21 protein-coding genes and 4 tRNA genes are annotated in these 24,850 nt (G+C 71.1%); 17 read left to right on the top strand and 8 right to left on the bottom strand.

Annotated elements, in window-relative coordinates; all coding sequences use genetic code 11:
* Positions 1-176: 176 nt before the first annotated feature.
* The 9 genes from purS to purM all read left to right on the top strand — a co-directional run bounded on the left by purS (position 177) and on the right by purM (position 9,637).
* Positions 177-452 (top strand): phosphoribosylformylglycinamidine synthase subunit PurS, encoded by a 276-nt coding sequence (gene purS, locus ACWGSR_RS02815; RefSeq protein WP_078489458.1) that lies wholly within the window; start codon positions 177-179, stop codon positions 450-452.
* Complete coding sequence (gene purQ / locus ACWGSR_RS02810) at positions 449-1,129, top strand: phosphoribosylformylglycinamidine synthase subunit PurQ (RefSeq protein ID WP_366373075.1); 681 nt, start codon at positions 449-451, stop codon at positions 1,127-1,129. Before purS ends, purQ begins: the two co-directional genes overlap by 4 nt.
* Positions 1,129-3,378, top strand: a complete 2,250-nt coding sequence (gene purL / locus ACWGSR_RS02805) for a phosphoribosylformylglycinamidine synthase subunit PurL (RefSeq protein WP_453563154.1) — start codon at positions 1,129-1,131, stop codon at positions 3,376-3,378. The genes purQ and purL overlap by 1 nt, the downstream gene beginning before the upstream one ends.
* Positions 3,379-3,547: 169 nt before the next feature.
* Positions 3,548-4,057, top strand: a complete 510-nt coding sequence (locus ACWGSR_RS02800) for an ArsR/SmtB family transcription factor (protein WP_383361186.1) — start codon at positions 3,548-3,550, stop codon at positions 4,055-4,057.
* A 67-nt stretch (positions 4,058-4,124) separates the two neighbouring features.
* Positions 4,125-4,964 (top strand): M23 family metallopeptidase, encoded by an 840-nt coding sequence (locus ACWGSR_RS02795; RefSeq protein ID WP_453563152.1) that lies wholly within the window; start codon positions 4,125-4,127, stop codon positions 4,962-4,964.
* Positions 4,965-5,069: 105 nt separating this feature from the next.
* Positions 5,070-5,858 (top strand): sterol carrier family protein, encoded by a 789-nt coding sequence (locus ACWGSR_RS02790; protein ID WP_453563151.1) that lies wholly within the window; start codon positions 5,070-5,072, stop codon positions 5,856-5,858.
* Positions 5,859-5,933: 75 nt separating this feature from the next.
* On the top strand, positions 5,934-6,761 hold the full coding sequence (locus tag ACWGSR_RS02785; RefSeq protein WP_376231049.1) for an META domain-containing protein: 828 nt from the start codon (positions 5,934-5,936) through the stop codon (positions 6,759-6,761).
* Between the two features lie 230 nt (positions 6,762-6,991).
* The gene (purF, locus tag ACWGSR_RS02780; RefSeq protein ID WP_366373069.1) at positions 6,992-8,518 is read left to right on the top strand and encodes an amidophosphoribosyltransferase; all 1,527 of its coding nucleotides are present in this window, start codon (positions 6,992-6,994) and stop codon (positions 8,516-8,518) included.
* 39 nt (positions 8,519-8,557) lie between these two features.
* Positions 8,558-9,637 carry a phosphoribosylformylglycinamidine cyclo-ligase gene (gene purM / locus ACWGSR_RS02775; protein ID WP_453563150.1) on the top strand — a complete coding sequence of 360 codons (1,080 nt, stop codon included), beginning with the start codon at positions 8,558-8,560 and terminating at the stop codon, positions 9,635-9,637.
* 147 nt (positions 9,638-9,784) lie between these two features.
* On the opposite strand, the gene ACWGSR_RS02770 is transcribed toward purM, so the two are convergent.
* Both ACWGSR_RS02770 and ACWGSR_RS02765 read right to left on the bottom strand, forming a co-directional pair.
* Positions 9,785-10,039 (bottom strand): DUF3073 domain-containing protein, encoded by a 255-nt coding sequence (locus ACWGSR_RS02770; protein WP_383323102.1) that lies wholly within the window; start codon positions 10,037-10,039, stop codon positions 9,785-9,787.
* Between the two features lie 293 nt (positions 10,040-10,332).
* The gene (locus ACWGSR_RS02765; protein ID WP_453563148.1) at positions 10,333-11,433 is read right to left on the bottom strand and encodes a Leu/Phe/Val dehydrogenase; all 1,101 of its coding nucleotides are present in this window, start codon (positions 11,431-11,433) and stop codon (positions 10,333-10,335) included.
* A 156-nt stretch (positions 11,434-11,589) separates the two neighbouring features.
* On the opposite strand from ACWGSR_RS02765, the gene ACWGSR_RS02760 reads away from it, so the two are divergent.
* Both ACWGSR_RS02760 and bldC read left to right on the top strand, forming a co-directional pair.
* Positions 11,590-12,453 (top strand): hypothetical protein, encoded by an 864-nt coding sequence (locus ACWGSR_RS02760; RefSeq protein WP_453563147.1) that lies wholly within the window; start codon positions 11,590-11,592, stop codon positions 12,451-12,453.
* A gap of 805 nt (positions 12,454-13,258) precedes the next feature.
* A complete protein-coding gene (gene bldC, locus ACWGSR_RS02755) occupies positions 13,259-13,465 on the top strand; it encodes a developmental transcriptional regulator BldC (protein ID WP_003949541.1) in 207 nt (68 codons plus the stop codon).
* Between the two features lie 328 nt (positions 13,466-13,793).
* Here the strand turns inward: bldC and ACWGSR_RS02750 are convergent, their stop codons facing one another.
* The 3 genes from ACWGSR_RS02750 to hrpA form a co-directional block, all read right to left on the bottom strand.
* Positions 13,794-13,994, bottom strand: coding sequence for a DUF6274 family protein (locus ACWGSR_RS02750; protein ID WP_376231054.1), 201 nt, complete (start codon positions 13,992-13,994; stop codon positions 13,794-13,796).
* A gap of 126 nt (positions 13,995-14,120) precedes the next feature.
* A tRNA-Asp gene (locus ACWGSR_RS02745) sits at positions 14,121-14,194 on the bottom strand.
* Between the two features lie 177 nt (positions 14,195-14,371).
* Positions 14,372-18,310, bottom strand: a complete 3,939-nt coding sequence (gene hrpA / locus ACWGSR_RS02740; protein ID WP_453563145.1) for an ATP-dependent RNA helicase HrpA — start codon at positions 18,308-18,310, stop codon at positions 14,372-14,374.
* Between the two features lie 316 nt (positions 18,311-18,626).
* Between hrpA and ACWGSR_RS02735 the strand changes: the two genes are divergently transcribed.
* From ACWGSR_RS02735 to ACWGSR_RS02725, 3 genes are all read left to right on the top strand, one after another.
* Positions 18,627-18,908, top strand: coding sequence for a hypothetical protein (locus ACWGSR_RS02735; RefSeq protein ID WP_453563143.1), 282 nt, complete (start codon positions 18,627-18,629; stop codon positions 18,906-18,908).
* Positions 18,909-18,975: 67 nt separating this feature from the next.
* Positions 18,976-19,839 carry a DsbA family protein gene (locus ACWGSR_RS02730; protein WP_453563142.1) on the top strand — a complete coding sequence of 288 codons (864 nt, stop codon included), beginning with the start codon at positions 18,976-18,978 and terminating at the stop codon, positions 19,837-19,839.
* Positions 19,836-20,675 (top strand): cytochrome c biogenesis CcdA family protein, encoded by an 840-nt coding sequence (locus ACWGSR_RS02725; RefSeq protein ID WP_453563140.1) that lies wholly within the window; start codon positions 19,836-19,838, stop codon positions 20,673-20,675. The genes ACWGSR_RS02730 and ACWGSR_RS02725 overlap by 4 nt, the downstream gene beginning before the upstream one ends.
* A gap of 148 nt (positions 20,676-20,823) precedes the next feature.
* On the opposite strand, the gene ACWGSR_RS02720 is transcribed toward ACWGSR_RS02725, so the two are convergent.
* From ACWGSR_RS02720 to ACWGSR_RS02710, 3 genes are all read right to left on the bottom strand, one after another.
* A tRNA-Phe gene (locus tag ACWGSR_RS02720) sits at positions 20,824-20,897 on the bottom strand.
* A 22-nt stretch (positions 20,898-20,919) separates the two neighbouring features.
* Positions 20,920-20,993, bottom strand: a tRNA-Asp gene (locus ACWGSR_RS02715).
* A 39-nt stretch (positions 20,994-21,032) separates the two neighbouring features.
* A tRNA-Glu gene (locus ACWGSR_RS02710) sits at positions 21,033-21,105 on the bottom strand.
* Between the two features lie 105 nt (positions 21,106-21,210).
* Between ACWGSR_RS02710 and ACWGSR_RS02705 the strand changes: the two genes are divergently transcribed.
* The 3 genes from ACWGSR_RS02705 to ACWGSR_RS02695 all read left to right on the top strand — a co-directional run bounded on the left by ACWGSR_RS02705 (position 21,211) and on the right by ACWGSR_RS02695 (position 24,827).
* Positions 21,211-21,561, top strand: a complete 351-nt coding sequence (locus ACWGSR_RS02705) for a metallopeptidase family protein (protein WP_053648331.1) — start codon at positions 21,211-21,213, stop codon at positions 21,559-21,561.
* Between the two features lie 235 nt (positions 21,562-21,796).
* Complete coding sequence (locus ACWGSR_RS02700; RefSeq protein WP_376231059.1) at positions 21,797-22,492, top strand: hypothetical protein; 696 nt, start codon at positions 21,797-21,799, stop codon at positions 22,490-22,492.
* Positions 22,493-22,691: 199 nt separating this feature from the next.
* Complete coding sequence (locus ACWGSR_RS02695; RefSeq protein WP_453563138.1) at positions 22,692-24,827, top strand: DEAD/DEAH box helicase; 2,136 nt, start codon at positions 22,692-22,694, stop codon at positions 24,825-24,827.
* Positions 24,828-24,850: the final 23 nt, after the last annotated feature.

Genomic DNA, 24,850 nt, shown 5'->3' with positions numbered 1-24,850 from the left:
CCCGGCGCAATGCGGTCCGCAATATTTCACGTGAATTTTGCCGTGGGGGATCGGGCGGGGCATGGCCCGAGAGGCCCTCGGGAACCCGCCTTTTGTAGGATCCTTCAGATCTCTACCCGCGTAGAATTTGGAGGCAGGTACGCTGAAGGAACCGCCCACGCAACACACCACCGGGAGTGCCAGTGGCACGCGTCGTAGTCGACGTCATGCTCAAGCCGGAGATCCTCGACCCCCAGGGGCAGGCGGTGCAGCGTGCACTGCCCCGCCTGGGATTCGCCGGAATCGCCGACGTCCGTCAGGGGAAGCGCTTCGAGCTGGAGGTGGAGGGGCCGGTCGACGACGCCGCCCTCGCCCGCATCCACGAGATGGCCGAAACCTTCCTCGCCAACACCGTGATCGAGGACTTCACCGTGAAGGTGGAGTCCACGGAGACCGCCGGGGCCTCGTCGTGACCGCACGCATCGGCGTCGTCACGTTCCCCGGAACGCTCGACGACCAGGACGCGCTGCGCGCCGCCCGCCTGGCGGGCGCCGAGCCCGTCTCGCTCTGGCACCGCGACAAGGACCTCAAGCAGGTCGACGCCGTGGTCCTCGCCGGCGGCTTCTCCTACGGCGACTACCTGCGGGCCGGAGCCATCTCCCGCTTCTCGCCGGTGATGGAGACGGTCATCGAGCAGGCGAAGGCGGGCATGCCCGTCCTCGGCATCTGCAACGGCTTCCAGATCCTCACCGAGGCCCACCTGCTGCCGGGCGCGATGCTGCGCAACAACCACCTCCACTTCATCTGCCGCGACCAGAAGCTGCGGGTGGAGAACGCGGAGACCGCCTGGACCTCGGACTACACCGAGGGCCAGGAGATCGAGGTCCCGCTCAAGAACATGGACGGCCGGTACGTCGCCGACGAGCGCGTGCTCGACGAGCTGGAGGCCGAGGGGCGGGTGGCCTTCCGCTACCTGGACGTCAACCCCAACGGCTCGCTGCGCGACATCGCGGGCATCACCAACGCCGCCGGCAATGTGGTCGGCCTCATGCCGCACCCCGAGCACGCCGTCGAGCCGCTGATCGGCACCGGAAAGACGGACGGTCTCGGTTTCTTCACCTCGATCCTCAAGAAGCTGGTCAACGCCTGATGAGCCTCGACACCGTCAAGCACGCGAGCGGGACGCCGGACAGCGAGCAGCCCTGGAAGGAGCTCGGCCTCAAGGAGGACGAGTACGCGCGCATCCGCGAGATCCTCGGCCGCCGTCCTACCGGCGCCGAGCTCGCCATGTACTCCGTCATGTGGTCGGAGCACTGTTCGTACAAGAGCAGCAAGGTCCACCTGAAGCAGTTCGGCGAGAAGGTCCCCGACAACGACGCCATGCTCGTCGGCATCGGCGAGAACGCGGGCGTCGTCGACGTCGGCCAGGGGTACGCGGTCACCTTCAAGGTCGAGTCGCACAACCACCCCTCGTACATCGAGCCCTACCAGGGCGCGGCCACCGGCGTGGGCGGCATCGTCCGCGACATCCTCGCCATGGGCGCCCGCCCGGTCGCGGTCGTCGACCCGCTGCGCTTCGGCGCGGCCGACCACCCCGACACCAAGCGCGTGCTGCCCGGTGTCGTCGCCGGCATCGGCGGCTACGGCAACTGCCTGGGCCTGCCCAACATCGGCGGCGAGGTCGTCTTCGACTCCTGCTACCAGGGCAACCCGCTGGTCAACGCCGGCTGCATCGGCGTGATGAAGCACGAGGACATCCACCTCGCCAAGGCCTCCGGCGCCGGCAACAAGGTGATCCTGTACGGCGCCCGCACGGGCGGCGACGGCATCGGCGGCGTCTCGGTCCTCGCGTCCGAGACCTTCGACGACACCAAGCCGACCAAGCGTCCCGCCGTCCAGGTCGGCGACCCGTTCCAGGAGAAGCTCCTCATCGAGTGCACCCTGGAGATCTTCGCGGAGAAGCTGGTCGCGGGCATCCAGGACCTCGGCGGCGCCGGGCTCTCCTGCGCCACCTCCGAGCTGGCCTCCGCCGGTTCCGGCGGCATGCGGGTCGACCTCGACCGCGTACACCTGCGCGACGCGACGCTCTCGCCCGAGGAGATCCTCATGAGCGAGTCGCAGGAGCGCATGTGCGCGATCGTCGAGCCCGGCAAGGTCGACCGCTTCCTGGAGATCTGCGAGAAGTGGGACGTCATCGCCACCGTCATCGGTGAGGTGACCGAGGGCGAGCGCCTTGAGATCTTCTGGCACGGCGAGCAGATCGTGGACGTGCCGCCGCGCACGGTCGCCCACGAGGGCCCGGTCTACCAGCGTCCGTTCGCCCGTCCGGAGTGGCAGGACGCGCTCCAGGCCGACGACGCCGGCAAGCTGCCCCGGCCCGCGAACGGCGAGGAGCTGAAGGACCAGGTCCTCAGGCTCGTCTCCTCCCCGAACCAGGCCTCGAAGTCCTGGATCACGGACCAGTACGACCGGTTCGTGCAGGGCAACACGGTCCTGGCGCAGCCCGAGGACGCGGGCATGGTCCGCATCGACGAGGAGACCAACCTCGGCGTGGCCATGGCGACCGACGGCAACGGCCGGTACGCGAAGCTCGACCCGTACGCGGGCGCGCAGCTCGCGCTCGCGGAGTCGTACCGCAACGTCGCCGCCTCCGGTGCCAAGCCGCTGGCGATCTCCAACTGCCTGAACTTCGGCTCGCCCGAGGACCCGGACGTGATGTGGCAGTTCGCCGAGGCCACCCGTGGTCTCGCGGACGGCTGCTTCCAGCTCGGCACCCCGGTGACCGGCGGAAACGTCTCGCTCTACAACCAGACCGGTGACGTGGCGATCCACCCGACGCCCGTCGTGGCCGTCCTCGGCGTGATCGACGACGTCAACCGCCGCACCCCGATCGCCTTCGCGGAAGAGGGCCAGCTCCTCTACCTGCTCGGCGACACCAAGGAGGAGTTCGGCGGTTCGGCCTGGTCCGAGGTGATCCACCAGCACCTCGGCGGTCTGCCGCCGGCCGTGGACCTCGACCGGGAGAAGCTGCTCGGCGAGATCCTGATCTCGGCCTCCCGCGACGGCATGATCGACGCGGCGCACGACCTGTCCGACGGCGGTCTCGTGCAGGCGGTCGTCGAGTCCTGCCTGCGCGGTGGCAAGGGCGCCCGTCTGGTCGTCCCGGAGGGCCTGGACGCCTTCACCTTCCTCTTCAGCGAGTCGGCGGGCCGCGCGGTCGTCGCCGTCCCGCGCAGCGAGGAGCTCCGCTTCACCGACATGTGCGGTGCGCGGGGTCTGCCGGCGACCCGGATCGGTGTCGTCGACGGGGACGCGGTCGACGTGCAGGGCGAGTTCGCGCTCTCCCTGGAGGAGCTGCGCACGGCCCACGAGGCGACGATCCCGGGCCTGCTGGCCTGATCGCCTCCTCGCAGGAGGAGCAGTACGTACGGGAGCCCCCGTCCGGACCTTCGGGTCCGGGCGGGGGCTTCGTCGTCCCCTTCCGCGTTCTCTTCCAAGTCGCCTCCCTCTTCCAAGTCGCCTCCGGTTCACCCTTGCACGGAGTTACGTAGTTACGTAATCTGTACGCATGGAGCTGGAAGAGCGGTTCACCGAGCTGGAGCGGCGCATCGCGGCGCTGGAGGGCATGGAGGCCCCCGAGCGCCCCGGAAGCGCCGGAGGGCACCTCTGGGCCCTGGAGGGGTTCAAGGCCGAACTGGCGGAGGCGGGCCCGCGGGGCGCCGACGGCGGAGTGCTGTTCACGGGTTCGGTCCGACTGCCCACAGAGGAGCGGTACGAGTGGCAGTTCGGCGCGTTCACCGAGCGACTGCTCGACGAGGACTGGGCCGAGACCGCGGAGTCCTTCGCCGCCCTCGGCCATCCCGTACGGCTCCGGCTCCTGCGGGAGATACTCGGCGGCTGCCACACCGCCGCCGAGCTGGCCGAGCTCCCGGAGACGGGCACGACCGGCCAGATCTACCACCACCTGCGCCAACTGACCGGCGCGGGCTGGCTCCACACGACCGGACGCGGCCGCTACGAGGTTCCGGCGGCCCGGGTCGTCCCGCTCCTGGTGGCCTTCACGGCGGCCCACTCGTAGCCCTTCGACCACAGCAGTCGGTCCTTCGACCACAGTCGTCGACCACGATCGTTCAGGGGGAACGCTCATGTTCACGCGCAAGTCCGCGGTGCTGCTCCACCGCACGCTCTGGTTACTGTTCTTCGTCCAAGTGATCGTCTCGTTCACCGTCGGACTGCCCTACTCGTACGCGGTGAGCTGGCTGCCGCTGGTCGCCGCCATGGTGGTGGGGATCGGCCTCGCCCGGCACACCGGCAAGCAGGTCGAGGCGGCGGCGCGGCCCCCGGTCGAGGTGGACCCGCCGGTCGCAGGCCGCTGGTCGGCGCTCAACAGCCCGGCGGACCGGACGCCCAGCCACGGCACCCACCAGTACGGCCAGACGTACGCCATCGACATCCTGGCGGAGGCGGAAGACGGGGAGCGGCCCCGGCCCTCCTTCGCGTGGCTGTGGCCGGTGGCCCGCCGGAGCGAGGACTTCCCGGCCTTCGGCGCCCCGCTGTTCGCGGTCGCCGACGCGACCGTCGTGCACGCCGAGGACGGCCAGCGCGACCACCTCAGCCGCAACTCGCTGCCCGCCTTCCTCTATCTGCTGGTCTTCGAGGGCATCGCCCGCGTCCTCGCGGGCGCCCGGCGGATCGTCGGGAACCACCTGATACTCGACCTCGGGAACGGCACCTACGCGGTGTACGCCCACCTCCGGCGGGGTTCGCTCACCGTCCGGGCGGGCGACCGGGTGACGGCCGGCCAGCGGCTCGCCCAGTGCGGAAACTCCGGCAACTCCACCGAACCGCACCTGCACTTCCACCTCATGAACGGCCCCGACCTGGACACGGCCAGGGGCGTGCCCTTCACCTGGCGCGGTGTCGGCGTGCCGAAGAACAAGGAGACGTTCGAGGCGATACCGGGCCCGGCCCGCCCGGTGGTCTGACCTCCGCCCGCCGGCCCGCCCCATCCCTCGGGCCTCCGTCCCCGACGCGCCCGCCGCCGACCGTCCCCGCCGCCGACCGTCCCCGTCGCCGACTACCCTCGCCCCATGCCACCGGCCAAGAAGCGCACCCGCAGTTACGACTCCGCCAAGACCCGGGCCGCGGTCCACGCCCAGTTCCGGCACGTACGGGTGGCCGTCGAGGCGTTCACGCCGGTCCAGCTCGACGGGCCGACCCGGCTCGGGGAGTGGACTGTGCGGGACCTGGCGGCGCACCTCGCGCGGATGGTCGACTCCGTGTCCCGGCTGCTCGCCGCACCCGCGCCGGCCGCGAGGGAACTGGCCCTGCTCGACTGGCCGTCCAGGACCGCGTCGGCCGCCGAACGGATCGACGCGGACACGCGCGGGACCGACGCCTCCGATCTGCACGGGCTCTACGCGCGCGTACAGGACGATTACGAGGAGGCGGTGGCGGGCGCGTCCGACGAGCGGCTCCTGCCGGTGAGCTTCGGGGCCATGACGCTCGGGGACTTCCTCGTCACCCGGACCGTCGAACTGATCGTCCACACCGACGACCTGAACGAGGCGACCGGCGCCGGCATCCCGTACGACCGGCAGGCGCTCGCCGCCTGCACCCGTCTCCTCGCCGACGTCCTCGCGGTGCGGGCCCCCGGCGGGGCGGTCGAGGTGCGGGTCCCGCCGTACGCCGTCGTCCAGTGCGTGGAGGGGCCCCGGCACACCCGGGGCACCCCGCCCAACGTGGTCGAGACGGACCCCCTGACCTGGATCCGGCTCGCGACCGGGCGCGTGGAGTGGGCGACGGAGCTGGACGCGGCCCTGGTGAGCGCGAGCGGCGAGCGCGCCGATCTGGCGGACCTGCTGCCGCTGATGGGCTGACGGCCGGTCGCCGCAGGTCCGCAGGGGTCGGCGGGGCCGGTGGAACCGACTCGTCCGTTCGTCCGTCCCATTTCCATGTCGAAGCCACGAGCACTCGTCGTCCTGGTCCCGCTCCTCCCGGCCCTCCTGCTCACCGCGTGCGGCACGGAGGGAGGTCAAGGCTCCGGGTCCGGGGCGGGCACCGTCTCCCCGGACCTTCCGCTCACCGGCACGCACTGGACCGTCGACGAAGTCACCGTCGACGGAAGCGCGTCCGACGCCCCGCGCGACGCCCGCGTGACGTTCGGGAAGGACGGCCGCGTCACGGGCAGCGGAGGTTGCAACACCTTCAACGCCACCGTCGCCGTGAAGGGCGACACCCTCACCGCCTCCCCGGGGCCGATGACCGAGATCGCCTGTTCCGAGGACCGGATGCGGTTCGAGAAGGAGCTGGTCGAGGCGTTCTCCGGGGAGCTGAAGGGCACGCTGAAGAACGACACGCTCACCCTGACCTCGTCCGACGGGCGGAACGTCCTCGCGCTCACCGCCGAGCGCCCCGCCCCGCTGCGCGGCACCGCGTGGAAGGTCGACGGCCTGCTCTCCGGGAAGACCGCGTCCTCCCTGCCCGCCGGCAGCGAGGGCAAGGCGCGGATCGTCCTGGGCGAGGACGGCAAGGTCACCGGGAACCTGGGCTGCAACAACTTCTCCGCGACCGCCAAAACCGACGCCACGACCCTCACCGTCGAGGGCCCGGCGGCCACCACCCGGATGATGTGCACGGGCCCGCAGATGAAGCTGGAGACCAAGCTGTACGAGCTCCTCGACGGTCCGCTCACCTACCGGGTCGACCACCGGACCCTGACGCTCACCGACGCCTCGGGCGAGGGCCTCACCGCCACCGCCGAACCGGCCGGACGCGCGTAGCGTCCGGGGTTCGAATCCGCTCCGATTGCGAACTCCGTCACATCGCGGGACGGCTCCGGGGACGGCACGAGCGTCCGCTTTCCACGGCCCCGGAGCCGGAATCCCTTCCCCCGCCTGGTTTGTAGCCCTCTCCAAGCGCGAGATGATCATTTCGTGCGATCGCACGAGTGCGGCCGACCCCGCTTTTCCTCAATTCGGACCAGTGGTCGAGCCCGTCTACACTCGGAAACGTGCCACGTGGTGACGGTCGACTCAATCACGACCTGCTTCCCGGTGAGAAGGGCCCCCAGGACGCTTGCGGCGTCTTCGGGGTCTGGGCTCCGGGTGAAGAGGTCGCAAAGCTCACGTACTTCGGGCTCTACGCCCTCCAGCATCGGGGCCAGGAATCCGCGGGAATCGCGGTCAGCAACGGCTCCCAGATCCTCGTCTTCAAGGACATGGGCCTCGTGTCCCAGGTCTTCGACGAGACCTCTCTCGGTTCCCTCCAAGGTCACATCGCGGTCGGTCACGCCCGCTACTCGACCACCGGTGCCTCCGTGTGGGAGAACGCGCAGCCGACGTTCCGGGCGACCGCCCAGGGCTCGATCGCGCTCGGCCACAACGGCAACCTGGTGAACACGGCGCAGCTCGCCGAGATGGTCGCGGACCTGCCCAAGAAGGAAGGGCGCGCGACCCGGGTCGCCGCCACCAACGACACCGACCTGGTCACCGCGCTCCTCGCGGGCCAGGTGGACGAGGACGGCGCGCCGCTCACCATCGAGCAGGCCGCCGCGAAGGTCCTCCCCGAGGTCCGGGGCGCCTTCTCCCTCGTCTTCATGGACGAACACACGCTCTACGCGGCCCGCGACCCGCAGGGCATCCGCCCGCTGGTCCTCGGCCGCCTGGAGCGCGGCTGGGTGGTCGCCTCCGAGTCCGCCGCGCTCGACATCTGCGGCGCCAGCTACGTCCGCGAGGTCGAGCCGGGCGAGATGATCGCGATCGACGAGAACGGCATCCGCACCTCTCGATTCGCGGAAGCGAAGCCCAAGGGCTGTGTCTTCGAGTACGTGTACCTGGCCCGCCCGGACACCGACATCGCCGGCCGGAACGTGTACCTCTCCCGCGTGGAGATGGGCCGCCGCCTCGCGAAGGAGGCGCCCGTCGAGGCCGACCTGGTGATAGCGACCCCGGAGTCCGGCACCCCGGCCGCCATCGGCTACGCCGAGGCCTCGGGCATCCCCTTCGGCGCCGGCCTGGTGAAGAACGCCTACGTCGGGCGCACCTTCATCCAGCCCTCCCAGACCATCCGCCAGCTGGGCATCCGGCTGAAGCTGAACCCCCTCAAGGAAGTCATCAAGGGGAAGAAGCTCGTGGTCGTCGACGACTCGATCGTCCGCGGCAACACCCAGCGGGCCCTGGTCCGGATGCTCCGCGAGGCCGGTGCGGCCGAGGTCCACATCCGGATCTCCTCCCCGCCGGTCAAGTGGCCCTGCTTCTTCGGCATCGACTTCGCGACCCGCGCGGAGCTGATCGCCAACGGCATGTCGGTCGACGAGATCGGCAAGTCGCTGGGCGCGGACTCCCTCTCGTACATCTCCCTGGAGGGGATGATCGAGGCGACCACGATCCAGAAGCCGAACCTCTGCCGCGCCTGCTTCGACGGCGAGTACCCGATGGAGCTTCCGGACCCCGAGCTGCTCGGCAAGCAGCTCCTGGAGACCGAGTTGGCCGCCGGCCCGGCCGCCACCGCGGCCTCCGACGCGCTCCGTCGTCCGTAAGACCCGCCGCAACCGCAGTACGACACGAAAGTTCCCAGCATGTCTGAGTCCCTCAGTGCCGAAGGCGGCGCGAGCTACGCGTCCGCGGGCGTCGACATCGAGGCGGGCGACCGCGCCGTCGAGCTGATGAAGGAGTGGGTGAAGAAGACGAAGCGCCCCGAGGTCCTCGGCGGCCTCGGCGGCTTCGCCGGCCTCTTCGACGCCTCCGCCCTCAAGCGCTACGAGCGTCCGCTGCTCGCCTCGGCGACCGACGGCGTCGGCACGAAGGTCGACATCGCCCGCCAGATGGGCGTCTACGACACCATCGGCCACGACCTGGTCGCGATGGTCATGGACGACATCGTCGTCTGCGGCGCCGAGCCGCTCTTCATGACCGACTACATCTGCGTGGGCAAGGTCCACCCGGAGCGGGTCGCGGCGATCGTCAAGGGCATCGCCGAGGGCTGCGTCCTGGCCGGCTGCGCCCTGGTCGGCGGCGAGACCGCGGAGCACCCGGGCCTCCTCGGCCCGGACGACTTCGACGTCGCCGGTGCGGGCACGGGCGTCGTGGAGCACGACCGGCTGCTCGGCGCGGACCGCATCCGTACGGGTGACGCGGTCATCGCCATGGCCTCCTCCGGCCTTCACTCCAACGGGTACTCGCTCGTGCGGCACGTGGTCTTCGACCGCGCCGGCATGACCCTCGGACAGCGGGTCGACGAGCTCGGCCGGACGCTGGGCGAGGAGCTCCTGGAGCCCACGAAGATCTACTCGCTCGACTGCCTGGCCCTCACCCGGACCACGGACGTCCACGCCTTCAGCCACATCACGGGCGGCGGCCTGGCGGCCAACCTGGCCCGGGTGATCCCGGACGGCCTGCACGCCACCGTCGACCGGTCGACCTGGGCCCCGGGCGCGATCTTCGACCTGGTCGGCAAGGCCGGACAGGTGGAGCGCCTGGAGCTGGAGAAGACCCTGAACATGGGCGTCGGCATGATGGCCGTCGTGCCGGCCGAGTCCGTGGACGTGGCCCTGGCCACCCTGGCGGACCGCGGGGTCGAGTCCTGGGTCGCGGGCGAGATCACCGAGCGCGGCGACCGCGCCACCGGCGCCGAGCTGGTCGGGGACTACGCGAACTGACCCGCAGGACGTACGCATCGGGGGTGCCCTCAGGGGCGCCCCCGATCGCCGTTCTCCGCCGCGCCCCGCACCCGTGAACGGGCGGCTCCGCGGACAGCACAGAAACCCGGCCGGGTGTACCGGACCGGGTTTCGGTGGTTCAGAAGGTCAAGCGCGACGCGAGGAGGACGAAGAGGGACCGGACTGGTCGTCCTCGTCCTCGTCGTCGTTGTAGAGATCCGCGTACTGGGCGTACGGGTCGTCTTCCTCGTCGTCGTCCTCGAACGGCTCGCCATTCGGCGGCTGGCTCGAAGTCGAAGCGCCCAGCTCATTGGCCAGACGCGTCAGGTCCGTTCCGCCGCTGCTGTACTTCAGCTGGCGGGCGACCTTGGTCTGCTTGGCCTTTGCCCGGCCGCGCCCCATGGCTCGACCCCCTCGGTGACGGGGCTCGATGGCCCCAGAGTCTTGACACGCGTTCATGATTCGGAGCGGGCTCTCGAAGGAGAGACCGGCCCGTAGGGCTTCAACGGTACCTGTTTCCGTGGGTCTACGGTACGCCGCGCGCATCACATACCCCGGTACAGAACCTTCGAGGCGCCCTTTCCTCGCTGGTCAGTCGCGATTTTAACCTCTTCCGGGGGCACGACCCGCCGATAAGGGTGAGGGAAGTCTCCCCGGCACCCTTCCGGAGGCGGGCCGCCCCCCCCCGGCCCGGCTCAGCCGCGCCGCGCCTCCGCCATGCGCTGCTCGGCGATCCGGTCGGCCGCCGCGGCCGGCGGAATCCCGTCTTCCTTCGCACGTGCGAAGATCGCGAGCGTGGTGTCGAAGATCTTCGTCGCCTTCGCCTTGCACCGGTCGAAGTCGAAGCCGTGCAGCTCGTCCGCGACCTGGATCACGCCGCCGGCGTTGACCACGTAGTCGGGCGCGTAGAGGATCCCGCGCTCCTCCAGGTCCTTCTCGACGCCGAGGTGGGCGAGCTGGTTGTTGGCCGCGCCGCAGACGATCTTCGCGGTGAGGACCGGCACGGTGTCGTCGTTCAAGGCGCCGCCGAGCGCGCAGGGCGCGTAGACGTCCAGGCCCTCGACGCGGATCAGCGCGTCGGTGTCGGCGACCACCTTCACCTGCGGGTGCCTGTCGGTGATCCGGCGCACCGACTCCTCGCGCACGTCGGTGACGTACACCTCGGCGCCGTCCTCCAGGAGGTGCTCGACGAGGTAGTGGCCGACCTTGCCGACGCCCGCGACGCCGACCTTGCGGCCGCGCAGCGTGGGGTCGCCCCACAGGGTCTGCGCGGAGGCGCGCATGCCCTGGAAGACGCCGAAGGCGGTGAGCACGGAGGAGTCGCCGGCGCCGCCGTTCTCGGGGGAGCGGCCGGTGGTCCACTCGTTCTCGCGGGCGACGACGTCCATGTCGGCGACGTAGGTGCCGACGTCGCAGGCCGTGACGTACCGGCCGCCGAGGGAGGCGACGAAGCGCCCGTAGGCGAGGAGGAGCTCCTCCGTCTTGATCTGCTCCGGGTCGCCGATGATGACGGCCTTGCCGCCGCCGTGGTCGAGACCGGCCAGGGCGTTCTTGTACGACATGCCGCGCGCCAGGTTGAGCGCGTCGGCGATCGCCTCGGCCTCGGTGGCGTACGGGTAGAAGCGGGTGCCGCCGAGGGCCGGGCCCAGGGCGGTGTTGTGGAGGGCGATGACGGCCTTGAGGCCGGTCGCGTGGTCCTGGCAGAGCACGACTTGCTCGTGGCCACCCTGTTCCGAACGGAAGAGGGTGTGCAGCACGTCTGCGGGATCGACAGGAACGCCGGTCACATCGGTCACGGTGGTGACTCCCAAGTACGAAGCGGCGGTTTTCGGCCCTCCCTGCGGGTGGGGGAGGGACCGGTTCGGCAAGAGGGTAAGCGCTACCTGGGCGTAGATCAGCCTCAGTGCGCAGGATCACCCCCTCGGGGAGTACCTCCGTGGAAGGATCGCGACATGTCGGTCGCCTCCTCGGTCCTCGTCCCCTACGCGTCCTACCTGCGGGTGTACGAGCCGCTGGCCGCGTTCCCCGAGCCGGAGCGGTCCCACTGGGCCCGATACGCGCGGCGGCCCCGCACCCCCGGGGCGCAGGAGGAGCTGCGCCGGTCGCTCGCGGACCTGCTGCCGACGCCCCCGGTGCCGGTGCCGGTCCACGAGAGCGGCGAGGCCTTCGTCGCCCGTCTGGACGGGGCGGTGGTGATCTGTCCGTGGCGGACCCGGCTGCGCGGCTGGCTGGCCCTGGAGGAGCTGGTGGCGGAGGGGTACCCGGGGCCGGTGCTCGACGCGATGCTGCCGCCGGTGGTGCGCGCCCAGGTGGCGGCGGACCACGAGCGCTGGCTGGCGCGGAACCCGGACGCGCGCCCGTGGATCCGTACGGCGGTGTGGCAGGTGCCGGTGCGCTGGTTCGCGCTCTTCGGCGACGAGGACCGGCAGTACGAGCCGGGCGTCCCGGAGGAGGGGGACGAGGCGGGCCGGGCGCCGGTGCTGCGGTACCGGACGACGATGGCCCAGGCGCGGCGCCGGCTCGCCCGGGCCCTGCGGGCGCTGCGGGAGTCGATCGACGACGGTCCCATGACGGAGGGTCTGATCGACCTTGGGCGCTGGCTGGAGGAGTTCCATCCGCGCGCCCTGGTGGAGCTGGACTTCGGCGGCCTGGTGCACGCGGTGCCGGAGGAGTGGCTGGCGGAGGAGCGGTCGGCGGCCCGGCTGGCGGAGGGGCTCGCCGCGCTGCGGGCGGGGGACGGCGAGGCGGCGAGCGAGGCCTACGGGCGGCTCGCGGAGCGGTGGCGGGCGATCAGGGACCTGCGGTTCGCGAACTGACGCGATCTTGGGGGTCGGAGGGAGCCCTCTTGTTGGGGGGGAGCCCTCTTGAGGGGAGCCGGCCGTCGGCAGGAGGGAGCCGGCTGTTGACGGAGGTGTCCCCGGCCGTCGACGGGCGTCCGGCCGTCGGTAATCGGCAACCGTGGCCGGTCCGGAGCGGTCCGGGCGTCGAGAACCGGTAACCGTGGCCGGAAGCCCCCGTGTGCGAACTGACATCAGTCGGGCATCTTCGTCAGGTCGGTATCGACAAGACATGTCCGACCGGTGTAAATGATCTTCGAGGCCTCTGGAGCCGACGGCTCCGGGGTTCCTCCGCGCCCCCCTCCCCGGTCCACGGGTCCTTCGGCTCCCGTCCGGCGGGGGACGTTGGTCCCGATCCGGGCCTTTGGCTCAAGCGTGACGGACAGCACTTAACGCACCCTTGCGCCGATCACCCATCCTCGTGCCAAAATAGGACAAGGAGTCCGGGGAGGGTTCCTTCCGCCCAACTTTGGGCGGAACGCTCAGCATTGCACTCTATGGGGGGTCTGAGGACTCCTGATCGCTCTGTGACTGATCGTCACAGACGCGTGACTGTCCGTTATGGCATGGTCCATCGACTTCCGCCGCTGATGAACACCTGCGAGGGCAATTCCATCGGTTTGGCCGACGTGGCTGGACGGATGGTGTAGTTGTAGTGCCGAGGACAAGCCGTTCGTCCTATAACCGACTCGGCCCGCTTCTGCCATTTCGGGCAACGCGGGTCAAGGTGCAGAATTTAGAGGAAAGAACCGAGATTGGTTCGGTTCTCCCGAGGAGGCCGCTCATGACCGCTCGCACCCCTGATGCCGAGCCGCTGCTGACCCCTGCCGAGGTCGCCACGATGTTCCGTGTGGACCCGAAGACGGTGACCCGTTGGGCCAAGGCGGGCAAGCTCACGTCCATCCGCACCCTGGGTGGGCACCGCCGGTACCGCGAGGCCGAGGTCCGCGCGCTGCTGGCGGGCATTCCGCAGCAGCGCAGCGAGGCCTGAGGTCGCGTGACACCCCGCAGTACCCCGTAACACCGGGCCCTGTCGGATCCCCCAATCCGTCGGCCCACCCCTAGCTCTGCCGGCGAACACCTGCCCCAACAGGTCTTCGTCACATGATCGCGCTGGACTCCGCCGGGTCCAGCGCGATTTTTTGTGTCCGGTCCCGGTCGGCGGACGGTCGTGCAATTGCACCGATTAAATCGGACCGGTGTAGGGAGGGTGTAAGTGAAGGGGTTTCTGAAACTCTTTCAGTGACACCCGTCACACGCGCCAACCCTTGCCAAGGTCAAGCCTGCCACTCCGGGGAGGATGTCCGACCCGCCGTCGGTCACGGGTCGGTGGGACCTTCGTCCTCCGTCGCCGATGCCCGTTCCTCGGCCTCGGAAGCCTCCGGGACCTCCATGGCGAGCCGCAGGAGGCGGTGGCAGACCACGCAGTGGCGCGTGAGGTGCCCGTACCGCGACGCGGCCGCCAGATGGGCGCGCAGCAGTGCTCGTGTGTCGTGCCGTGCTGCGGACGCCGCGGCCATGCGCGACCACCTCCAGTCGGGCCCCCGATTCCCTGAAGTCCGGAGTACCGGCGGGCACGGGCCCCCGTCAAGACACGGGAACACAACGAAGGCCCGCATCTCACGATGCGGGCCTTCGACTTGAGGCGATCCTGACGGGACTTGAACCCGCGACCTCCACCTTGACAGGGTGGCGAGCTAACCAACTGCTCCACAGGACCTTGCTCGCAGCCCTCGTTCAAGCGGCTGCGAGAGAGACTGTACAGCAGGTCAGCGGGTCCGGTCGAACTCACCGACCGCGAGGACCCGGCTACCGGTCCGCGCGGGTCCGGCGGCGGGTCACCGACCGGTCCGCGCGGGTCCGGCGGCGGGTCACCGACCGGTCCGCGCGGGTCCGGCTACGGGACCATCGCGTCGATCGCCTTCACGATCCGCTTGTCCGAGACCGGGTGCGCCGTCCCCAGGGCGTGCGCGAAGTAGCTCACCCGCAGCTCCTCGATCATCCAGCGGATGTCGGTGACCTCGGCCGGCACCGGCCGCCCCTTCGGGAGCTGTTCGAGCAGCCAGGCGTACTCGTCCTGCATCTCCTGGACCTTCTCCATCCGGGTGGTGTCCCGCTGGACCCCGGTGGGCATCTGCTGGAGCCGCCGGTCCACCGCCACCAGGTAGCGCATCAGGTCCGGGAGCCGCTTCAGACCCGTACGGGTGACGAAGCCGGCCGGCATCAGCCAGTTCAGCTGCGCCCGCACGTCCTGGAGGTTCGGAAGGAGCGCCGGACTGCTCGTGGACTTCAGGCGCCGCTCGCAGGCCTGCCAGGCCGCCAGGATCTGCTGGACCTGGCCCACCGTCCGCACCGTCGTGTCCACCAGGTCCGCGCGGACCTTGTCGTACAGCTTCCGGAAGGACTCCTCGTCCCAGGCCGGGCCGCCGTGGTCCGCGATCAGCTTGTCGGCGGCGGCGGTCGCGCAGTCGTCGAAGAGGGCCTGGATCGAACCGTGCGGGTTCGAGGACAGGGCCAGCTTCTGCTGGTTGGTCAGCTTGTCCGAGGCGAACTTCGCCGGGTTCACCGGGATGTTCAGCATGATCAGCTTCCGGGTGCCCCGCCACATCGCGAGGGCCTGCTCGGCCTCCGTGTCGAAGAGCCGCACGGCCACGCCGTCGCCCTCGTCCACGAGCGCCGGGTACGCCTTGACCGGCTGGCCCGCCCGTCTGGTCTCGAAGACCTTCGTGAGCGTGCCGATCGTCCAGTCCTTCAGACCCGAGCGCTCCAGGGAGGGGCCGGAGCCGTCCGGGCCGCCCGTGGCCGCCGCGGCGGCCTTGGAGAGGGCCTGTCGGGCCTTCGGGCGCAGCGTGAGCCGCAGCGTCTCCAGGTCCTTGGCCTCGGCCAGCTTCCGGCGCCGCTCGTCGACGATCCGGAAGGTCACCTTGAGGTGCTCGGGCACCTTCGCCCAGTCGAAGTCCTCGGCCGTCAGCGGCACTCCGACCATCCGCTGGAGCTCGCGCGCCAGCGCCGTCGTCAGCGGCTCCTGCACGGGCACGACCGCGTCGAGGAAGCGGGTCGCGAAGTTGGGCGCCGGGACGTAGTGGCGGCGGATCGGCTTCGGCAGGGAGCGGATCAGCTCCGTGACGACCTCCGCCCGCAGGCCCGGGATCTGCCACTCGAAGCCCTCGTCCGTCACCTGGTTGAGCACCTGGAGCGGTACGTGGACGGTCACGCCGTCCGCGTCCGCGCCCGGCTCGAACTGGTACGTCACCCGGAACTTGAGCGGGCCCTGCCGCCACGAGTCCGGGTAGTCGTCCTTGGTGACCGCCCCCGCCTTCTCGTTGATGAGCATCTCGCGCTCGAAGTCGAGGAACTCCGGCTCCTCGTGGCGTTTGTGCTTCCACCAGGAGTCGAAGTGCGCGCCGGAGACGACGTGCTCGGGGACCCGCTTGTCGTAGAAGTCGAAGAGCGTCTCGTCGTCGACGAGGATGTCCCGGCGCCGGGCCCGGTGCTCCAGCTCCTCGACCTCGGTGAGCAGCTTGCGGTTGTCGGCGAAGAACTTGTGGTGGGTGCGCCAGTCGCCCTCGACCAGCGCGTTCCGGATGAACAGGTCCCGGGAGACCTCCGGGTCGATCCGCCCGTAGTTCACCTTCCGGTCGGCGACGATCGGGACGCCGTACAGCGTCACCTTCTCGAACGCCATCACGGCCGCCTGGTCCTTCTCCCAGTGCGGCTCGCTGTACGTCTTCTTCACCAGGTGCTGGGCGAGCGGCTCGATCCACTCGGGCTCGATCCGGGCGTTCACCCGGGCCCAGAGGCGAGAGGTCTCCACCAGCTCGGCGGACATGACGAAGCGCGGGGGCTTCTTGAAGAGCGCGGAGCCGGGGAAGATCGCGAACTTGGCGCTGCGGGCGCCGAGGTAGTCGTTCTTCGCCCCGTCCTTGACGTCCTTCAGACCGATGTGGGACAGGAGTCCCGCCAGGAGGGACACGTGCACGGACTGCTCCGGCGCGTCCTCCTCGTTCAGGTGGATCCCCATCTGCTTGGCGACCGTCCGCAGCTGGGCGTAGATGTCCTGCCACTCGCGGATCCGCAGGAAGTTCAGGTACTCCTGCTTGCACATCCGGCGGAAGGAGCTGGAACCCCGCTCCTTCTGCTGCTCGCGCACGTACCGCCACAGGTTCAGGTAGGCGAGGAAGTCGCTCGTCTCGTCCTTGAACCGGGCGTGCTGCTGGTCGGCCTGCGCCTGCTTCTCCGCCGGCCGCTCGCGCGGGTCCTGGATGGAGAGCGCCGCCGCGATCACCATGACCTCGCGGACGCAGCCGTTCCGGTCCGCCTCCAGGACCATCCGGGCGAGCCGGGGGTCCACGGGGAGCTGGGACAGCTTCCGGCCCTGCGGGGTGAGCCGCTTCTTCGGGTCCTTCTCGGCCGGGTCGATCGCGCCCAGCTCCTGGAGGAGCTGCACGCCGTCCCGGATGTTGCGGTGGTCCGGCGGGTCGATGAAGGGGAACTTCTCGATGTCGCCGAGGCCGGCGGCGGTCATCTGGAGGATGACGGAGGCCAGGTTCGTCCGGAGGATCTCGGCGTCCGTGAACTCGGGACGGGACAGGAAGTCGTCCTCCGAGTACAGCCGGACGCAGATGCCGTCGGACGTACGGCCGCAGCGGCCCTTGCGCTGGTTGGCGCTGGCCTGGCTGACGGGCTCGATCGGCAGCCGCTGCACCTTGGTCCGGTGCGAGTAGCGCGAGATGCGGGCGGTGCCCGGGTCGATCACGTACTTGATGCCGGGGACGGTCAGGGACGTCTCGGCGACGTTGGTGGCGAGGACGATCCGGCGGCCGGGGTGGGCCTGGAAGACGCGGTGCTGTTCGGCGTGCGACAGGCGCGCGTAGAGGGGGAGGACCTCGGTGTTGCGCAGCTTCCGCTTGAGGAGGGCGTCCGCCGTGTCGCGGATCTCGCGCTCGCCGGAGAGGAAGACCAGGATGTCGCCGGGGCCCTCGCCCTGGAGCTCGTCGACGGCGTCGCAGATCGCGGTGATCTGGTCGCGGTCGGACTCCTCGGAGTCCTCTTCGAGGAGCGGCCGGTAACGGACCTCGACGGGGTACGTGCGCCCGCTGACCTCGACGATCGGGGCGTCGCCGAAGTGGCGGGAGAAGCGCTCCGGGTCGATGGTCGCGGAGGTGATCACGACCTTGAGGTCGGGGCGCTTCGGGAGCAGCTGGGCCAGGTAGCCGAGCAGGAAGTCGATGTTGAGGGACCGCTCGTGGGCCTCGTCGATGATGATCGTGTCGTACGCGCGCAGCTCGCGGTCCGTCTGGATCTCCGCGAGCAGGATGCCGTCCGTCATCAGCTTCACGAAGGTCGCCTCGGGGTTCACCTGGTCGGTGAAGCGGACCTTCCAGCCGACGGCCTCCCCGAGGGGGGTCTTCAGCTCCTCGGCGACCCGCTCGGCGACCGTGCGGGCGGCGATCCGGCGGGGCTGGGTGTGCCCGATCATGCCCCGGACGCCCCGGCCCAGCTCCATGCAGATCTTCGGGATCTGGGTGGTCTTTCCGGAGCCCGTCTCACCGGCGACGATCACGACCTGGTGGTCGCGTATCGCCTCCAGGATCTCGTCCTTCTTCTGCGAGACGGGGAGCTGTTCGGGATAGGTGACGGCGGGCACGCGCGCGGCGCGCGCGTCGACGCGTTCCTTGGCCTTGGCCGCCTCTGCGGCGATCTCGTCCAGGACGGCCGCGCGGGCCTCGGGCTTACGGATGCGGCGGGCGCCTTCGAGACGGCGGCCGAGCCGGTGGGAGTCCCGCAGCGAGACCCCGGCCAGGACGGACTGGAGGGCGGCGAAGGAAGTAGACATACGGAATCCAGGATCGCACCTGCGGACGAGAAGCGGCGAACCGATTTACGGAGGGGCGGGGCGCGGCCGCCGGCCGGGAGGGAGGAGGAGGGAGGTGCGTACTATTTCGGGCACGCCGACCGAACCGGAGAGGTTTCGCATGTTCCGCACCACCCGCGCGCCGGCGGCGTTCGCCGCGCTCCTGGGGCTGGTGCTGGGGCTCCTGGTGGGGGGCGTCCAGGGAGAGCGGACCGTTTCCGCCGGTCCTGCCGTGGCTTCTGCTCTTGCCGGTCCCGTGGCTTCCGTGTTCTCCGCTCCCGCCGGTCCCGTGGCTTCCGTGGCCTCTGCTCCCGCCGGTCCCGTGATCTCCGTGATCTCCGCTCCCGGGGCCGCCGTGCCCGGCTGTGATCCGGGCCGGTCCGTCGTCGCGGGCGCCGACGGTCCCGTCGTACCGCCGCGCGCGCACGGCTTCGCGGAGCTGCTGCCCGCCCTCGCCGCCGACCGGGTGCCGGGCGGGTTCCGGTGCGCGGTCGCGGACGGCCGGGAACCGGCGCCGGGGCGGGAGCCGCCCGACCTCGTACCGCCGTCGCCGGTGGAGCTGTCGGTCCTGAGGGTGTAGACGGACGGCCCTCCTCCGCCGTCCTTGTCTTCCTTCCCCACTCCTCACTCCTCAGGAGCGCTTCCGCATGTCCGCATCCCCCTCCTCCAAGGCCGCCTCCAGGGCTTCCGCCAAGTCCAGGCCGGTCGCGATCGTCGCCGGGGTGGCGGCCGCCGCCGTACTGCTCGGCGTCGTCTCGTACACCGCGACCAAGCCCGCGTCCCCCGGCGCCTCCGGTTCGTCCGCCGTCGCGGAGGTCTCCGCCGACCCGGCCGCCGGCGTCTACCCCGAGCTGGAGGCGTACGCGCGCCGCGACGCATCCGACGGGCTCGCCCTGGGCCGGGCCGACGCGCCCGTGGTGCTCATCGAGTACGCCGACTTCAAGTGCGGCTACTGCGGGAAGTTCGCCCGGGACACCGAGCCGGTCCTGGTGGAGAAGTACGTGAAGGACGGGACCCTGCGCATCGAGTGGCGGAACTTCCCGATCTTCGGCGAGGAGTCCGAGGCCGTCGCCCGCGCCTCCTGGGCGGCCGGGCAGCAGGGCCGGTTCTGGGAGTTCCACAGGGCCGCCTACGCGGAGGGTGCCAAGGAGAAGGGCTTCGGGAAGGACCGGCTCGCCGCCCTTGCGAAGGAGGCGGGCGTCCCCGACGCGGCCCGGTTCGCGAAGGACTCCGAGGGGGCGGCGGCCCGCGCGGCCGTCGGCAGGGACCAGGAGCAGGGCTACTCGCTCGGCGCCACCTCCACTCCGTCCTTCCTCGTCAACGGGCGCCCGATCGCGGGCGCGCAGCCCCTGGAGACCTTCACGGAGGCGATCGAGGCGGCGGCCAGGACGGCCAAGACGGCGAAGAAGAAGCAGACTGCGAAGCCCTCCGCGCCCGGGACCCCGTCCGCGCCCGGGACCCCGTCCGGGGCCGGAGCCGATTCCGGAGCCGATTCCGGGGCCGGGCGGTGACCTCCGGCATCGGCTACTTCGCCGCCTTCCTCGGGGGGCTGCTCGCCCTGCTCAGCCCCTGCAGCGCCCTGCTCCTGCCGGCCTTCTTCGCGTATTCCATCGACACGCGCGCGAAGCTGGTCGCCAGGACCGGCATCCTCTACGCGGGCCTGGCGACCACCCTCGTCCCGCTCGGCGCGGCCGGCTCCTTCGCGGGCCGGTTCTTCTACGACCACCGGGACCTGCTCGTCACGGTCGGCGGCTGGCTGATCATCGGGCTCGGCGTCCTCCAGATCCTCGGCCTGGGCTTCGCCTCCCGCCGGATCGCGGAGGCGAGCGGCCGCATCAGGCCCACGTCGGCGGTCTCCGTCTACGCGCTCGGCCTGGTCTACGGCCTCGCGGGCTTCTGCGCGGGCCCGATCCTCGGCAGCGTCCTGACGGTGGCGGCGCTGAGCGGCAGCCCGGCGTACGGGGGTCTGCTCCTCGCGGTGTACGCGCTCGGGATGGCGGTGCCGCTGTTCGTCCTGGCGCTGCTCTGGGAGCGGTACGACCTGGGCCGGCGGCGCTGGCTGCGCGGGCGGCCCCTCCGGGCCGGCCGGTTCACGCTCCACTCGACCTCGGTGCTCTCGGGCCTCTTCTTCGTGGCCCTGGGCACGCTGTTCCTGGTCTTCGACGGGACGACCGCGCTGCCGGGCCCGCTGTCGGTGGACGACTCGTTCGCCGTGGAGGAGCGGGTGGCCGCACTCGGCCGGGCGGTGCCGGACTGGGCGCTGCTCGTCGCGCTCGTGGCCGTGGCGCCGCTGCTCGCGCTGCGGGGCCGGCGGAGGAGCCGTACGGAGGAGCGCGAGGAGGCGTGACGCGTACGGGGGAGGGGCGCGGGCCCCTTCCCCGTACCGCCGTCCCTCGTTCCGCCGTCGTGTTCTTCTTCGTGTCCCTCTTCGTGTCTTCGCGAACCTTCCGGGACACGACGAAGGCCCCGTTCTCTCGAACGGGGCCTTCTGTTTGTGGCTGGGGCCGGGGTCGAACCGGCGACCTATCGCTTTTCAGGCGATCGCTCGTACCAACTGAGCTACCCAGCCACGAGACCGTTTCCGGTCTCAGCGATCCTGACGGGACTTGAACCCGCGACCTCCACCTTGACAGGGTGGCGAGCTAACCAACTGCTCCACAGGACCTTGCTCTGTGCGAAACAAGTCTCGCACACGTTTGAAACGTGCCCCCAACGGGATTCGAACCCGTGCTACCGCCTTGAAAGGGCGGCGTCCTGGGCCACTAGACGATGAGGGCTAGGGGCTCACCTGGGCGCTTCATCAGCGCGTCGGGGACGTGAGAAGCATATGGGATGTCGGCCGCTATCGCCAAAACGGTTTCCACCCGGGGGAGAATGGGCGGGTGCTGGAGATGACGCGCGAGGAGTTCGAGGAGCTCGTCGCCGAAGCCCTGGACCGGATCCCGCCGGAGCTGACGCGGCTGATGGACAACGTCGCCGTGTTCGTGGAGGACGAGCCGCCCTCCGACGATCCCGAGCTGCTCGGGCTCTACGAGGGGACGCCGCTGACCGAGCGCGGCGAGTGGTACGCCGGGGTCCTGCCGGACCGGATCACGATCTACCGGGGGCCGACGCTGCGGATGTGCGAGTCGCGCGAGGACGTGGTCGCGGAGACCGAGATCACGGTGGTGCACGAGATCGCCCACCACTTCGGCATCGACGACGAACGGCTGCACGCGCTGGGCTACGGCTGACGGGTACGGCGGAGGGGGCGGCCTTCCGGGTGGACGAGTGCGGCCGGAAGGCGCGGCCCTCCGAGGGGACGAATACGGCCGGAGGGGGCGGCCTTCCGTGCGGGGGAGCGGCCCCGCGAGTGGGGGCGTGGGCTCCGTTTCCCTTGGGCGGGGGCCCGTGTCCCTTGTGGGGGCAGGGGAGTTGGGCAGTGCGACGCGTTCCGTTCCTGCCTGTTGTGCCCTGGAGGTGCCCCCCGTGCGCCATTTGCCCACCCCGGTGAGATGGATCGCCACCGCGCTGACCGTCGCGGCCTGCGCCGGTCTGAGCGGCTGTATGAGCGTGAGCGACGACGGGGCGAAGCCGGGGCCCGGCGCGTCCGGCGGGAAGCGGGGCGTGGCGGCGGAGTCCGACGGCGGCGGGGGGCTTCCGGACGGCGGCGGCGGTTCCTGGGGCGGCCGGTCGGACGGGAGCGGGCCGGACGTGACCGGATCGGGCAAGGAGACGCCGGTGCCGAGCGGCTCGCCGTCCGGCAGCGCGCATCCCACGGAGGGCGCGGTCCCGCCGGGCGTCGGCCCGTCCGGCGGCACGGCGAAGCCGCAGCCGTCCGGCGGCGGCCACGAGACGGCGGGTGGCGGTACGGGCAGCGGCGGCGGGGCCGGCGGGAGCGGGGACGGGAGCGCGGGCGGCGGGAACGGCGGAGCCGGCGGCGGGACCGGAGGGCCGGGCGGCGACGGGGGCACGCCCGCCCCGGAGCCGACGCCGCCCGTCGACCCCACGCCCGAGCCGCCGGCCCCGACCCCGGAGCCGACGCCCGAGCCGACCTCGGCGCCGACCGATCCGCCGGTGCCGGGCCCCGACGTCCAGCTGGGCGCCATGCGGGCCGCAGGGGCGGAGGAGGGCGTCGGCGCGTCCCCGGAACCGGTGGCGTCCCCGCAGGTGGGACCGGTGTGACGGAGTCCGATTTGCCATAGGTGGGGGAGGGTGCGTATGGTGGTAGATCGTTTGATCCCATTGCCCGGCGCCGACACAGAAGAGCGCCGTGTGGCGCGTACTCTCCCTAGCCGTGGCTGGACCGCATTGAGGCGGTCGAATTGCGAAAACACGGAGTTGACGGGCGCGTGCCGAGACTCCGGAAGGTTTCGCATTTCGCATGTCCATTTTCAGTTCTGACCACGCCGTCATGCCCGAGAACGACGAGATCGTCGAGGCCGCGGAGGCCACCGAGACCGTCGCGATCGAGGCCGAGGCCCAGGCCCTGATCGAGGCCGACACCCTCGCCGAGGCCGAGGCCGAGCTCCAGGCCGACGACTCCGCCGAGGAGTCCGAGGAGCCCGCCGAGCCCACGATCACCTTCGCGGACCTCGGTCTGCCGGAGGGCGTCGTGCGCAAGCTCGCGCAGAACGGCGTGACCACCCCCTTCCCGATCCAGGCGGCGACCATCCCGGACGCCCTGGCCGGCAAGGACATCCTCGGCCGCGGCCGCACCGGCTCCGGCAAGACCCTCTCCTTCGGTCTGCCGCTCCTCGCCACCCTGGCGGGCGGCCACACCGACAAGAAGAAGCCCCGCGGCGTCATCCTCACCCCGACCCGTGAGCTCGCGATGCAGGTCGCGGACGCCCTCCAGCCCTACGGCGACGTGCTCGGCCTCAAGATGAAGGTCGTCTGCGGCGGTACGTCCATGGGCAACCAGATCTACGCCCTGGAGCGCGGCGTCGACATCCTCGTCGCCACCCCGGGCCGTCTCCGCGACATCATCAACCGCGGCGCCTGCTCCCTCGAGGCCGTCCAGATCGCCGTCCTCGACGAGGCCGACCAGATGGCCGACCTGGGCTTCCTGCCCGAGGTCACCGAGCTGCTCGACCAGGTCCCCGAGGGCGGCCAGCGCCTCCTCTTCTCCGCCACCCTGGAGAACGAGATCGACAGCCTGGTCAAGCGCTACCTGGTGAACCCGGTCACGCACGAGGTGGACCCGTCGGCCGGTGCCGTCACCACCATGACCCACCACGTCCTCGTCGTGAAGCCGAAGGACAAGGCCCCGGTCACCGCCGCGATCGCCGCCCGCAAGGGCCGCACGATCATCTTCGTCCGCACCCAGCTCGGTGCCGACCGCATCGCCGAGCAGCTCCGCGAGTCGGGCGTGAAGGCCGACGCGCTGCACGGCGGCATGACCCAGGGCGCCCGTACGCGGACCCTGGCCGACTTCAAGGACGGCTACGTCAACGCGCTCGTCGCGACCGACGTCGCCGCCCGCGGCATCCACGTCGACGGCATCGACCTGGTCCTGAACGTGGACCCGGCCGGCGACCACAAGGACTACCTGCACCGCTCGGGCCGCACCGCCCGTGCCGGCCGCTCCGGCGTCGTGGTCTCCCTGGCCCTGCCGCACCAGCGCCGCCAGATCTTCCGCCTGATGGAGGACGCGGGCGTCGACGCCTCGCGCCACATCGTCGGCGGGGCCGGCGCCTTCGACCCGGAGGTCGCCGAGATCACCGGCGCCCGTTCGCTGACCGAGGTCCAGGCCGACTCCGCGAACAACTCCGCCAAGCAGGCCGAGCGCGAGGTCGTCGACCTCACCAAGCAGCTGGAGCGCCTCCAGCGCCGCGCCGTCGAACTCCGCGAGGAGGCCGACCGCCTGGTGGCCCGCGCCGCCCGCGAGCGCGGTGAGGACCCGGAGGCGGCCGTGGCCGAGGTGACCGAGGCCGCCGAGGCCGAGGTCGCCGCGGCGGCCGTCGAGGCCGAGCGCGCCGCGCGTGCCGAGGAGCAGCAGCGCCGCGAGGAGCGTCCGTCCTTCCGCGACGAGCGGGGCAACTTCGAGCGCCGCGACCGCGGTGGCGACCGTGGCGGTGACCGCGGTGGGTTCCGTCGCGACGACCGCGGTGGTGACCGTGGCGGTTTCCGTCGCGACGACCGTCCGTCCGGTGGTTTCCGTCGTGACGACCGTCCGTCGGGTGGCTTCAACCGCGACGACCGTGGCGGCCGTTCCTTCGAGCGTCGTGACAACGACCGTCCGTCCGGCGGTTTCCGTCGTGACGACCGCCCCTCCGGCGGCTTCAACCGCGACGACCGCGGCGGCCGTTCCTTCGACCGTCGTGACGACCGCCCCTCCGGCGGCCACCGCGGCAGCGACCGTCCGTTCAACCGTGACCGCCGCGACGACCGTCCGGCCGGCGGCTTCCGCTCGGGCGGCGACCGCCCGTACGGCCGCCGTGATGACCACCGCGGCTCCGGCCCGGCCGGCGGTTCCTTCCGCCGCGACGACAAGCCGCGCTGGAAGCGCAACGGCTGACACGGCCGTCACGGCCGTCACGG

The sequence above is a fragment of the Streptomyces sp. NPDC055632 genome, assembly GCF_053618675.1.
Note: the sequence above shows the minus strand (reverse complement) of the source record. Positions and strands in the feature narration are given on the sequence as shown.

Coding starts and splice junctions, on each gene's coding strand:
- ACWGSR_RS02730 (WP_453563142.1), top strand. CDS start 18,976: ATGTCCGCATCCCCCTCCTCCAAGGCCGCCTCCAGGGCTTCCGCCAAG.
- ACWGSR_RS02750 (WP_376231054.1), bottom strand. CDS start 13,994: ATGGCCGCGGCGTCCGCAGCACGGCACGACACACGAGCACTGCTGCGC.
- ACWGSR_RS02795 (WP_453563152.1), top strand. CDS start 4,125: ATGTTCACGCGCAAGTCCGCGGTGCTGCTCCACCGCACGCTCTGGTTA.
- ACWGSR_RS02770 (WP_383323102.1), bottom strand. CDS start 10,039: ATGGGGCGCGGCCGGGCAAAGGCCAAGCAGACCAAGGTCGCCCGCCAG.
- ACWGSR_RS02790 (WP_453563151.1), top strand. CDS start 5,070: ATGCCACCGGCCAAGAAGCGCACCCGCAGTTACGACTCCGCCAAGACC.
- purM (WP_453563150.1), top strand. CDS start 8,558: ATGTCTGAGTCCCTCAGTGCCGAAGGCGGCGCGAGCTACGCGTCCGCG.
- ACWGSR_RS02760 (WP_453563147.1), top strand. CDS start 11,590: ATGTCGGTCGCCTCCTCGGTCCTCGTCCCCTACGCGTCCTACCTGCGG.
- bldC (WP_003949541.1), top strand. CDS start 13,259: ATGACCGCTCGCACCCCTGATGCCGAGCCGCTGCTGACCCCTGCCGAG.
- ACWGSR_RS02800 (WP_383361186.1), top strand. CDS start 3,548: ATGGAGCTGGAAGAGCGGTTCACCGAGCTGGAGCGGCGCATCGCGGCG.
- ACWGSR_RS02785 (WP_376231049.1), top strand. CDS start 5,934: ATGTCGAAGCCACGAGCACTCGTCGTCCTGGTCCCGCTCCTCCCGGCC.
- hrpA (WP_453563145.1), bottom strand. CDS start 18,310: ATGTCTACTTCCTTCGCCGCCCTCCAGTCCGTCCTGGCCGGGGTCTCG.
- ACWGSR_RS02695 (WP_453563138.1), top strand. CDS start 22,692: ATGTCCATTTTCAGTTCTGACCACGCCGTCATGCCCGAGAACGACGAG.
- purL (WP_453563154.1), top strand. CDS start 1,129: ATGAGCCTCGACACCGTCAAGCACGCGAGCGGGACGCCGGACAGCGAG.